Genomic DNA, 10,065 nt, shown 5'->3' on the forward strand with positions numbered 1-10,065 from the left:
ACTTTGTAGTCGGTCAGCGCATGCCTTCCTGTGCTCCTTCTCGCGGAGATTGGAGTGCCCTACGCCGTTTTGCCCGCTGACCGAAGAACCTTGGGTGGAGGGCTTGCACCTTGAGGGGGGTACTGTTATAAAACAGGTAGAGGAGGAGCTATGGCACCCCCCTTGCCGGAAGGGCAAAAGCGGGTCTTTTTAGAAGCGGCGCGGCTCCTGCGCCAGGGTCTTTCCCCCACGGCCCATGACCTGACCCGGGCCTTGGGCTTGCGGCCGCAGACCGTGCGCCAGCACCTGGAGGCCCTGGCCCGGAAGGGCCTGGTGGTCCTCTATCCCCAAGGGCACGGCCGCCCCACCCACGTGGAGCTTACGCCGGAGGGGAGGCTGCTTGCGGGCCTCGCCATTCCGGTGGTGGGAAGGGTTCCTGCGGGGCCCCTGGAGGAGGCTCTGGAGGAGGTGGAGGGCCTCATCCCCCTGCCCGCACGCCCTAACCTTTTCGCCCTCGTGGTGGAAGGGAACAGCATGGCGGAGTACCTCCTGGATGGGGACGTGGTGGTGGTGGAGCGGGGAGTAAGGCCGAGGCGAGGGGAGATTGCCGCCGTGCTTCACGAGGGGAAGACCACGCTCAAGTACATCTACCCCGAAGGGGACATGGTGGTCCTCAAACCCCACAACCCCGCCTATCCCACCCTGCGCTTGCCCGCCTCGGAGGTGGAGGTCCAGGGAGTGTTTCGCTTCCTCCTGAGGGGAAGGGAGGCCCTCGAGGCGATGCGGCTTCTTTTGAGGTGGAGCTATGAGCACTGAAGCCCTTTTCCGCGTTCGGGTTGAAGAGGAAGGGAGGTCAGGGTTCCGGCTGTTGCGGTTGCTCCCCTCGCGGGAGCGGTTGGTGGTGGTTCTACGCGAAAGCGCCCTCGAGGGGCTTTTGCGCCTTCCCGAGGGCTCCTTCCGCAGGCTGGCCCATGGCGAGGCCAGCGTGGTGTCTATGGCCAGCCTGCTCCCCGAGGAGCGGCTGCAGCTGGAGACCCTGGGCTATGCTCGGACCTTCAGGCGGCCCAAGGGGGAGGTGGCGGCGGAGGTCTTCTTCCTCCAGGAGGAGATCCCCCTGGTTTGGGCGAGACTGGACCTGGACGGGGCGGGGGTGGTGCTGGAGGCCTTCTTGGAACCCGAGGAGGTGCTCTAAGGGCCCGGGGGCCTAGCGGCCCCACGGGAAGGGGCGTGGACCCACTCACCCAGGCGATCGACACGGTGGACCTGCCGGAGCTCGTGGCCCGGCTCTTCCCAGAGTCGGGGGCCAGGCCCGGCAGGCCCGGGCTTTACCGGGCGGTCTGGCGGGGGGACAAGAAGCCCTCCCTCTCCCTCTTCAAGGCCGGGGGAGTGTGGTTCTTCCGGGACCACGCCACCGGGGAGAGCGGCAACGCCTACCACCTGCTCCTCGCCGCGGGCTTCTCCAAGGCGGAGGCGGTGGAGATCCTCCTCGGGGAGAGGCCCCTCCCCGAGCTCCCGAAGCGGCTCCGGCGCGGGAAGGAGAAGCCCAAGCCCCCGGTGGACCTGGGGGCCGCGCTCTCCGAGGCCCAGGCCCGCCTCAGGGAAGCGAAGGAGCTCCCCGAGGTCCTGAAGGGGCGGGGGCTCACCCTGAGGGAAGCGGTCCTCCTCGGGATGGGGCTTTCCCCCGAGGGGGACCTCTACCTTCCGGTCTATGACCCGGAGGGGAGGGTGGTGGCGGTGAAGGTGCGCCACCTGAGGCCCAGGGACGGCCAGCGCTATCGCTACCTCACCCGGGGGTGCGGCACGCCGCCCTGGTACGGCCCGGGCTACGGGAAGCGGGCGGGGGTCCTGGTGGTGGAGGGGGAGCTCAACGCCGTGGCCCTCTACCTCGCCGTGGGGGACCTCCTGGACGTGGTGGGGGTGGCCGGGGTGAACGGCACCCTCCCCGAGCCGGACGGCAGGCTCACCTTCCTCCTCCTGGACGGGGACGAGGCCGGGAGGAAGGCGGCGGAGAGGTGGCAGGCGGAGCTTGGGGGCTACCTGCTCGCCCCCCTCGAGGACGGCGACGCGTGCGAGGTGGCCGAGGCCCTGGGCCGGGAAGCCCTCAGGAAGGAGGTCCTCGCCCGGGTGGCCGAGGCCTTCCTGGAAAGGGGAGGTGCAAACAGTTGAAAAATAGCGAACACTAAGCTATACTACCTTTCAGATGGACCCACTTCTCCTTACAGCACAGCAGATCCAGGAGCGTTACGGCCTGCACCGCAACACCCTGTACAAGTGGGAGAAGCAGGGCATCCTCCACCCCGTCCGCACACCGGGCGGCCGCAGGCGGTACCGCAAGGAAGAGATCGAACGGCTACTCTCCTTAGGGGTCGGAGCTCCTTCGGAAAGACCCAGGCCCCGTACCCTGCTCTACGCCCGGGTAAGCACCAAAAAGCAGGAAGCTTTTCTCAGAAACCAGATCGCCCGGCTGGAAGCCTTTGCCAGGGAGCGGGGTTGGGAATACGAGGTCATCGCCGAAGTCGCCAGCGGGGTCAACGAGAACAGGCGGGGCCTCGTCAAGGTTCTGAACCGGGCCAAGAACGGGGAGCTGGACCGGGTGGTGGTGGAGTACGAGGACCGCCTGGCGCGGTTCGGCCTCGGCTACATCCGGCGCTTCCTGGAAGCCTTCGGGGTGGAGCTCGTGGTCCTGAACGGGAAGGAGAGTCAGGAGGTGCACGAGGAGCTGGCCGAGGACCTGGTGGCCGTCGTTTCCAGCTTCGCGGCGCGGATTTACGGGAAACGAGGTTCGCGTCCCAGGAGGAAAAAGGGGGAGGCCAGGGGTGTCCAAGCGGCGGAAGAGAAAACCTAAGCACTTCCGGGGAGTCTACGCCCTCCTGGTCTTCCCCTTTGCAGAGGACTTTCACCTTCTCCTGGACCTCATGCGCCGCTTCTCGGCGGCCGTGCGCTACGCCTACAACCGCCTCTTGGAAGGAAAGGGCCGGGAGGAGCTCAAACGTCAGGACGACCTCCTCTGCACCTTCTTCCGCCTCAACACCCGCCACGCCGACGACGCCGTCTTGAAGGCCCAGGCCGTCCTGGACTCCGCCCGGGAGAGAGGAGAAGACCCTAGGAAGGTCGTTTTCGGGGGAAGGAAGCTCTTTGAGACCCTGAGGCGCAGGCACCTCTCGGGTAAGCCCCTGAAGGAGCTCAAGCGGGAGTGGAAGGAGAAGCGCCAGGGTCTCCTCTACTCCCGGGGGGACAGGACCAAGGGGGGCAACCTCAACCTCCGCCTGGAGGCCGAGGACGGGGCTTTATGGCTCCGCGTCAACCTGGGGAACGGGAGGTACGCCTGGGCCCTGGTGAAGACCTCCCACCCGAACCTGAGCGCCCTGGTGGAGCGTGTCCACGCCTCCCTCCCCTACAACGTGGAGCTCTCCCTCAAGGACGGGAAGGTCCACGCCACCTTCACCTGGGAGGAAGAACCCACACCCCTCGCGGCCACGAAGGAGAACGGCGTCCTGGGCATAGACGTCAACTCGGACCCCTACCACCTCGCCTTGGCGGTGGTGGGGCCGGATGGAAACCTGAAGCGCCACCTCACCCTCTCCCTGGAGGAGGTGGACCGCGCTCCGAACAGGGGGACGAAGGAGCTTCTCCTGTGGAAGATCGCCCACCAGGTGGTCTCCCTAGCGGAGGAGCACGGCGTAGCCGTCGCCACGGAGCGCCTGAAGCACCTCCCCAAGGGAAGGAGAGGGGACGGCTCTGGAAGAGCTTTCCGCAGGAAGCAACACCGCTTCGCCTACGCCTCCCTCCTCCGGAAGGTCCATTCGTTGGCGAGGAAGAAAGGTGTCCAAGTCGTGGAGGTGAACCCCCAGGACACCTCCGCCATCGGGATGCTGAAGTACGCCCCCCTTCTTTCCCTCTCCAAGGACGTGGCCGCCGCGTACGTGATCGGAAGGAGAGCCTTGGGGTTCAAGGAGAAGCTTCCCAAAGGCTACGGGAAGCTTCTCCGGGACGAACGCTTCAGGGACCACGCCCAGGGCTTCTACGCCTCCAGAGTCCGGGAACTCCAAGCCAAGAGAGCGCAGGAACAGAACCCCTACCTCAGGCGCAGGCTTTCCCGGGAGATCGGGGAGGCGAAGCGCCACCTCTCCTTGCTTTCAAGCCTTCAGGGTTCACCGGGGAGCCAGAGGGAGGTCACCGACGGAAGGAACTCCCCTGGCGTTAATCCCTGGCGGGTCCTGAGGGTAGGCACTTTCCTTCCCCTCCTCGGGCGCGAGGTGCCGAGGGACCTCTCCCCGCTGAAGGTCTTCCTTCACCGGGGAGCGTGGGAGGGGTGGAGGGAAAGCCGAGGTCCCCATCCTGGTGGGGGGCCGAAGCGCGCTAATGTGCACTTTGGTTGACCAGGTGTGTAAGATGCGGTCTATGGAAGCCCACCTAGTCCCCTTCGGCGGGGGCCACCTCCTGGTCTCGGAGGCGGGGGTCTTCGCCCTGGCGAAGGAGGCGCGCCAGGCCGAGGCCCTAGGCCGGGAGGCCTACGCCCTCCTCGCCCTCCCCGTGGTGCCCCTGGTGGTGGGGAGCTACCGGCGGGGCTACCACGAGGGGGTCCTCCACGTGGCCTCCCTGGAGGAGCACCTCCAGGCGCTTCCCCGGGTCCTCTCCCCGGCGGACGTGGGCCGGATCGCCGCCTTCCTCAAGGGGGAAGGGGAGAGGCCGGAGGCGCGCCTCCTCGAGCCGGGCCGCCCGGAAACCCCAGTTGCTTCCCCGCCAGGGGAACACCTTGAGGAGGCGGCCCCTGTAGAGGAGGCCCGGACCGGACCGCCCCCGCCGCCCCAGGGCGGGGAAGGGGAGAGGCGGGAAGCACGCCTCGAGGGGTTTCCCAAGGCGGGGGAGGCTTCTCCCCGGGGGAGGGTCCTCACCCGGGAGCGGGAAGCCTTCCCCGCCTCCCCCAGGGAGAGGCGGTCTCCCCTGGTGCCCCTTCTCCTCCTCGCCGCTTCCCTTCCCCTCGTCCTCTACCCCGCCTTTGCGGGGGCCATCCCCGGAGCCCTGGCCCTCTTTCCCGCCCTGAACCTGGTCCTGGTGCAGGACCGCCTCCTCAAGCGCGGGGGGCCTGCCCGGGGGTACGTGAGCGCCTTCAAGGGACTCCTCTTCGGCCTCGCCCTGGTGGTCCTTTTGGGGGGAGGGTCCTTAGGCGTCTTCCTCTCCCTGGCGGGGGGCCTGGCCTGGGCCCTCCTCCCCGCCCTCTACGGGGTGGCGGCGAGCCTCTGGTCCCTCCCCCTGGGCCGCCCCGCCCGCCTCTACGCCCAGGCCGTGGGGGATGCCCTGGGGCCCGCCGCCCTCCTCACCCCCCTGGCCTTCCTTTACGCCGTGCCCCTGGGGCTCGCCCTCGCCGCCTTGGGCCTCCTGGCCCTCCTAGGAGGATACCTGGGGGAGGACTAGCAACAAAAGCTTGCTTAGTTGCCACACCTATGGCAACATGAGGGCATGCGGTTGCGTGCCGTGTTGCTGGCTCTAACCATGGCCCTTCCGGCCCAGGCCCAGGTGGTGCTCAAGACCTATTACGCGGAGGACCTGGTAAAGACCCCGGGGCTTCTGGAGGTAAGCCCAGGCTTCACCACGGTCATCGACTTCTGGGACACGGTGGACGCCGCCTTCTCCGCCAAGCGGGAGCTCCTTCGCCTCGAGGGGGGCGGGAGCAGGCTCCTCCTCTCCACGGGGATGATGGGCACCCAGACGGGGGCGGTGCCCGTGAAGAGCGGGATGACCGACCTGGTGGTGGAGGTGGGGGGGAGGACCCTCCTCTTCACGGTGCGCATCGGGCCGGGGGAGTACCCGAGGCGGTACCAGGTGCTCCTCAAGCGGACCCAGGGGGGGACCTACGCCCCTCTCTCCCAGACTCCTTCCACTCCCACGGCGGGGCCTGCCCAAAGCTCCTCCCCCGCTCCTTCTCCCACCCCCAGCCCTCAGGTTCAGGCCCCGGCGGTGCACTTCACCACCACCGTGGAGGCCCCTTCCGGGGAGGAGGGGAGGGTGAGCGTCTTCTTCACCCTGGAGAACCGGGGAAGCCGCCCCGTGAGCTTCGCCCTCAACGATCTCCAGATCCTGCAGGAGGGGAAGCCCCTCCGGTTTGAGGTGCGCCGGGACCCCCTAAAGGCGGTCCTGAACCCCGGAGAGGGGCAGAGCGGGGTCATCGTGGTCCACGGGGCGAGGCCCGGGGAACTCCTCCTCAGGTGGCGGGGGGTGGAGCTCGGGCCCGGGAGGAGCTTCCTCCTGGAGAGGCGGCTTTTGGGCAAGACCATCGAGGTCCAGACGGAAGGGAGGTAGAATGGACCTCCTCGCGCCTTGGCGGGAAGGCCCCTACACCCTACAGGAGGCCCTGGAGCGCTACGGGGAGGCCCTGGTGGGGGAGGCCCTGAGGCAACGGGTGCTGAAGCCGGTGATGACCCGGCTCGGCCCCGTCCTGGTCCCGGCGGCCAAGGGCCGGAAGCGCCTCGGGCTCACCCGGTACTACACCCCCAGGGCGGGGGCCCTGGAGATGGCCCTCCTGGTGCGGCGGCACGCGGAGGCCATGGAGAGGGAGGGCTGGCGCATGCTCAGGCGGGAGGGGAGCAGGGCCGTCCTGGAGCGGGAGGGGGAGCGGGTGCTCCTGGTGGGGAAGAGGGGGGACCCCACCAAGAGGCCCGCTCCCAGGGACGAGCTGGAGGCCTCCGCCGGGCGGGTGATCGTTCTGACGCACGAGGCGCCTAAGCGAGGTGGCGCAGAGGTGGTGTATGTCTGAGGTGGCGAGCGCCATGAACGGCCTGGTGCTGAGCGTGGAGCCCCCTAAGGCGCTGGTCTTCGCCATCACCACCCTGGGCCTCGCCCTGGGCGGCCTCCTCATCGCCATCGGGGAGCGGGACCGGGGGGTAGGCTACCTCATCGCCGCCCTCCTCGGGGGGATCCTCGCCTGGAACGCCAGGGCCCTCCTGAGCCTGTTTGGAGTATGAACGAGGTCCTTTGTGGCGTGAGCCGGCTGGTGTGCGCCCTCACCCCCCCTGTGGTCCTGGTGGGGGCGCTCGTCCTCTTGGCGGTGATCTTCCTGGGCTACCGAGTGGTGATGGGGGACCTCCGGCGGGCCAAGTGGAGCCTGGCGGCCCTCCTCCTGCTGGCCGGGCTCCTCGCTCCGGTGCCGAACGGGCAGGGCGGGAGGACGGCGGCCTTCTACCCTCTTATCCGCATGCTCACCGGGGGGTACGGGGCCTGCACCTTCATCGGCCCCCCTCCCCGGTACACCCCTTCCCCCGACGAGAAGCCCGTGAAGGGCCTCTCGTGTGGGGGCTCATGAGAAAAGGGCGCAATGGTGGGGCGGCTTGTGGCCATGGGCCTCGAGGTCCTGCCCTTCACTCTGGAGGAGGCCCTGGAGGCGGGGGCCCTGGACCCCCTGACCCGGCCCCTGGGCCTTTCCCTGGGCGACCGGGCCTGCCTGGCCGCTGGGAAGGTGCGCGGGAGGTGGCGGTGGTGCGCTAGGCCCACGGGGCCAGGAGGACCCTCGCCCCCGGGAGGAACCGCCTCAGGTAGGCCACCCGCTCCGGGACGGGGGCGCCCCAGACCTGCCCCACGAACCTCAGGGCGAAGGCCTCCCCCTTGGCCCGGACCCGGGCCCGGGCATAGGCCCCGGCGTCGTACTCCAGGGCCACGGGGCCTTCGGAGGTGAGCCAGACCCCATCGGGCTCCTCCACGGGGTGGCGGGGCCTGGGGCTCACCCGCCACACCCGAGGATCAGGGGGCGCCTCGAGGAGGAGGCGCATCTCCGCCAGGCCCGCCAGGTGGCGGAGAGCGGTGAGGGGGTAGCGGGCCACGCTCGGGTGGGCCCAGAAGGCCACGGGCTCCTCCTTCCGGTAGTAGGTGAGGCCCAGGTAGCCCTCCACCCGCACCGCCTCTTCGGGGGGGACGAGGCCCCAGCGCCGGACCTGCCCCTCGGACCAGGCGAGGTCCACGGCGAGGGGGTTCACGCTCATTGCCCGGCCCCCAGCACCAGGACCGTGAGGGGCGTCCCCTGAGCCACCTCCGCCACCCGGACCACGGCCCTCGTGCCCTCCGGGACGGAGAAAAGGTCTGCCGCCGCCGCCCCCAAGAAGAGCTCCAGGGGCGGGGTCTGCCCCTGCTGGATCACCGTGCCCGAGGGCGTGGTGGTGACGGTGGTCTGCTGGCTCCGGGCCCGCACGTAGTCGGAGAGGCCCCGCAGGGAGCCCCGCACCAGGTCGGCCACCAGGGAGGGGGCTTCCTCCCGGACCTGGGCGGGGAGGCCCTGGGCGAGGTCAGAACCCAGGACCACGGCCCGCACGGGGAAGACCTTCCCCGCCAGGACCGCCTGGTCCAGGTTCACCTCCACCCGGCGGGTGGGGGAGAGCTTGGCCTTGCCCAGGAAGGTGGCCCCGTCCTCCGTCTCCAGGGCCACGGGGACCTCCTGCCCCTCGGGCACCACGAGCCTCACCGCGAGCCTCCCCTCGAGGCGCGCCCCGGGGAGGTAGGGGGAGGAGGCCGTGGCGGGAGGCGTGGAAGAGGCCGTGGAAGGAGGCGTGGAGGGGGCCTGCCTCCCCCCGAAGACCTCGGGCAGGTTGGCCTCGAAGAGGCCAGGCCCCTGGGGGGCCTGGGGCGGGGCGGGAGAGGAGGGGACCGCCTGGGGCGCCTCGGTCTTCCTGTAGGCCACGAAGGAGGAGACGGGGGCCACCTGGCCCGAGGCGCTACCCGCCTGGCCCTGGTAGACGGCGAGGCCCGGACCGGCGGGGGCCTCCTGGGCCTGGGCCTTCAGGGGCACGGAGAGGGAGGGCTTTTCGGGGGCCTCCTGGGCCTGGCCCATGTAGAGGGCCATGGAGGGCGAGGCGGCCTGGGCCTCCCCGGTGGGACGGAGGTAGAGGGTGAGGGAGGGCCCCTCCGTGGGCATGGGCGCGGCCTGGGCGGAGTAGGCTCCCGCACCTCCCAGGGTCTGGGGCGGGGGAGGCACCTCCCCGGTGGCCGAGGGCGTGGGCGGAGGGGGGACGGCCTCGAGGCGTTCTCCTGACGAAGAAGCGACCGGGGTGGCCGTGGACTGGGACTGGGGCGCGGCCTCCCCCGTGGCCCCGGAAGCGCCAGCCGGGGGTGCGGGAGCCTCCTGGGCCTGGGCCTGAGGGGGCGTTCCGGAGGCCGCCTGGGGAGCGGTGGCCGCCTGCTGGACCTGGGGGGAGGGGTGAGCCTGGGCCGGGCGCTTGGGGCCTCCCAGGTTGTTCAGGGCCCACATGAAGACGACGAGGCCCATCAGGCCCCCCACCCCGATTAGGATCTGCTTGGGACGGGAGGGCACCCACTCCCCGGTAAGCTCGTCATACCGGTTGAAGAGGCGGTTGTAGAGGTCCCGGAGGAAGGCCCGCTTCTTCACCTCCCGGCGGACCTCCTCCTCCGGGGGCCTGACCTGCTCGAACTCGATCCCCTCCTCCAGGAGGGCGGCGAGCTCCGGGTCCTTCTCCCTGAGCTCCTCCAGTAGGGCGTAGAAGCCGGGCTCGTCTGGCCCGGGGAGCTTCTTGCCGAGCTTTTCCTCCGCTTCCTTGCGCACCTCGGGGTTCAGCCTCACGCCCTCATGTTGCCACAAAAGGGCATGGTTTTGCTATAATGGCAGTCGTATGAGGTTGAAAGGGGGTGAGAGCGGGCGGAAGAGTTCATGGCGGACGGGTTTCAGGCTTCAGGCTCGTGGTTCTTCCTTAGGAGGTGAAGCGTGCTGAAGAAGTTAGCTAAGGGTCTTAAGACGGAGCACTTCAGGTTCTTCGCCTTGGCGTTGGCGGTGGGCCTCGCCCTCTTCGGGGTGGCGGAGGCGCAGGCGCAGGCGAACCCGGCGGACCAGGCCTTCGGCAACGTGGCGAACGTCATCTGCACCATCGTGAGCTACCTGAAAGGCCCCGTGGGCCTTGGCATCATCATCCTCATGTTCGCCGTGGGTGGCATATCCCTCGCCATCGGTGGGCGCAACGCCATGCCCCTCATGATCGGGGCGGGCATCGGGGGCATCATCATCGCCGCCGCACCCTACTTCGCCAAGATGTTCTTCGGGAACGCCACCGCTCCGGCCAACGCCTCGGCCTGCACGAACCTCCTCTGAAC

At 69.4% G+C, this 10,065-nt stretch carries 13 protein-coding genes; 11 read left to right on the forward strand and 2 right to left on the reverse strand.

The genetic code is table 11. The features are described from left to right. Nucleotides 1-150 precede the first annotated feature (150 nt). Genes L0D16_RS08890 through L0D16_RS08935 form a run of 10 tightly spaced genes read left to right on the forward strand, consistent with a single transcriptional unit; the run spans nt 151 to nt 7,279 of the window. Nucleotides 151-795, forward strand: a complete 645-nt coding sequence (locus L0D16_RS08890) for a LexA family protein (RefSeq protein WP_243031511.1) — start codon at nt 151-153, stop codon at nt 793-795. Beyond that, nucleotides 785-1,171: a hypothetical protein gene (locus L0D16_RS08895; protein ID WP_014511050.1), complete on the forward strand. Its 387-nt coding sequence runs from the start codon at nt 785-787 to the stop codon at nt 1,169-1,171. The genes L0D16_RS08890 and L0D16_RS08895 overlap by 11 nt, the downstream gene beginning before the upstream one ends. Nucleotides 1,172-1,206: 35 nt before the next feature. Then, on the forward strand, nt 1,207-2,145 hold the full coding sequence (locus L0D16_RS08900; RefSeq protein ID WP_243031512.1) for a hypothetical protein: 939 nt from the start codon (nt 1,207-1,209) through the stop codon (nt 2,143-2,145). Between the two features lie 34 nt (nt 2,146-2,179). Beyond that, nucleotides 2,180-2,824 carry an IS607 family transposase gene (locus L0D16_RS08905; RefSeq protein WP_038043797.1) on the forward strand — a complete coding sequence of 215 codons (645 nt, stop codon included), beginning with the start codon at nt 2,180-2,182 and terminating at the stop codon, nt 2,822-2,824. Next, nucleotides 2,796-4,358 carry an IS200/IS605 family accessory protein TnpB-related protein gene (locus tag L0D16_RS12460; RefSeq protein ID WP_341474622.1) on the forward strand — a complete coding sequence of 521 codons (1,563 nt, stop codon included), beginning with the start codon at nt 2,796-2,798 and terminating at the stop codon, nt 4,356-4,358. The genes L0D16_RS08905 and L0D16_RS12460 overlap by 29 nt, the downstream gene beginning before the upstream one ends. A gap of 22 nt (nt 4,359-4,380) precedes the next feature. Continuing rightward, nucleotides 4,381-5,394, forward strand: coding sequence for a hypothetical protein (locus L0D16_RS08915; RefSeq protein WP_243031513.1), 1,014 nt, complete (start codon nt 4,381-4,383; stop codon nt 5,392-5,394). A 45-nt stretch (nt 5,395-5,439) separates the two neighbouring features. Further along, a complete protein-coding gene (locus tag L0D16_RS08920; protein ID WP_039457249.1) occupies nt 5,440-6,279 on the forward strand; it encodes a hypothetical protein in 840 nt (279 codons plus the stop codon). Between the two features lies 1 nt (nt 6,280). After that, a complete protein-coding gene (locus L0D16_RS08925; protein ID WP_093007032.1) occupies nt 6,281-6,733 on the forward strand; it encodes a hypothetical protein in 453 nt (150 codons plus the stop codon). Continuing rightward, nucleotides 6,726-6,941 (forward strand): hypothetical protein, encoded by a 216-nt coding sequence (locus L0D16_RS08930; protein ID WP_236622553.1) that lies wholly within the window; start codon nt 6,726-6,728, stop codon nt 6,939-6,941. The genes L0D16_RS08925 and L0D16_RS08930 overlap by 8 nt, the downstream gene beginning before the upstream one ends. Beyond that, nucleotides 6,938-7,279 (forward strand): hypothetical protein, encoded by a 342-nt coding sequence (locus tag L0D16_RS08935; RefSeq protein WP_135260224.1) that lies wholly within the window; start codon nt 6,938-6,940, stop codon nt 7,277-7,279. Before L0D16_RS08930 ends, L0D16_RS08935 begins: the two co-directional genes overlap by 4 nt. A 178-nt stretch (nt 7,280-7,457) precedes the next feature. Here the strand turns inward: L0D16_RS08935 and L0D16_RS08940 are convergent, their stop codons facing one another. Both L0D16_RS08940 and L0D16_RS12465 read right to left on the reverse strand, forming a co-directional pair. Continuing rightward, a complete protein-coding gene (locus L0D16_RS08940; protein WP_093007028.1) occupies nt 7,458-7,952 on the reverse strand; it encodes a hypothetical protein in 495 nt (164 codons plus the stop codon). Continuing rightward, a complete protein-coding gene (locus tag L0D16_RS12465) occupies nt 7,949-9,541 on the reverse strand; it encodes a hypothetical protein (protein ID WP_341474623.1) in 1,593 nt (530 codons plus the stop codon). The genes L0D16_RS08940 and L0D16_RS12465 overlap by 4 nt, the downstream gene beginning before the upstream one ends. A gap of 141 nt (nt 9,542-9,682) precedes the next feature. Between L0D16_RS12465 and L0D16_RS08950 the strand changes: the two genes are divergently transcribed. After that, nucleotides 9,683-10,063 (forward strand): TrbC/VirB2 family protein, encoded by a 381-nt coding sequence (locus L0D16_RS08950; RefSeq protein WP_243031514.1) that lies wholly within the window; start codon nt 9,683-9,685, stop codon nt 10,061-10,063. Nucleotides 10,064-10,065 lie beyond the last annotated feature (2 nt).

Source organism: Thermus altitudinis (genome assembly GCF_022760835.1).
Lineage (GTDB): Bacteria > Deinococcota > Deinococci > Deinococcales > Thermaceae > Thermus > Thermus altitudinis.

What these genes read in the sequence shown, in the direction of transcription:
- L0D16_RS08890 (WP_243031511.1), top strand. Translation starts at nt 151, where the DNA reads ATGGCACCCCCCTTGCCGGAAGGGCAAAAGCGGGTCTTTTTAGAAGCG.
- L0D16_RS08905 (WP_038043797.1), top strand. Translation starts at nt 2,180, where the DNA reads ATGGACCCACTTCTCCTTACAGCACAGCAGATCCAGGAGCGTTACGGC.
- L0D16_RS08930 (WP_236622553.1), top strand. Translation starts at nt 6,726, where the DNA reads ATGTCTGAGGTGGCGAGCGCCATGAACGGCCTGGTGCTGAGCGTGGAG.
- L0D16_RS08935 (WP_135260224.1), top strand. Translation starts at nt 6,938, where the DNA reads ATGAACGAGGTCCTTTGTGGCGTGAGCCGGCTGGTGTGCGCCCTCACC.
- L0D16_RS08920 (WP_039457249.1), top strand. Translation starts at nt 5,440, where the DNA reads ATGCGGTTGCGTGCCGTGTTGCTGGCTCTAACCATGGCCCTTCCGGCC.
- L0D16_RS08940 (WP_093007028.1), bottom strand. Translation starts at nt 7,952, where the DNA reads ATGAGCGTGAACCCCCTCGCCGTGGACCTCGCCTGGTCCGAGGGGCAG.
- L0D16_RS08915 (WP_243031513.1), top strand. Translation starts at nt 4,381, where the DNA reads ATGGAAGCCCACCTAGTCCCCTTCGGCGGGGGCCACCTCCTGGTCTCG.
- L0D16_RS08895 (WP_014511050.1), top strand. Translation starts at nt 785, where the DNA reads ATGAGCACTGAAGCCCTTTTCCGCGTTCGGGTTGAAGAGGAAGGGAGG.
- L0D16_RS08925 (WP_093007032.1), top strand. Translation starts at nt 6,281, where the DNA reads ATGGACCTCCTCGCGCCTTGGCGGGAAGGCCCCTACACCCTACAGGAG.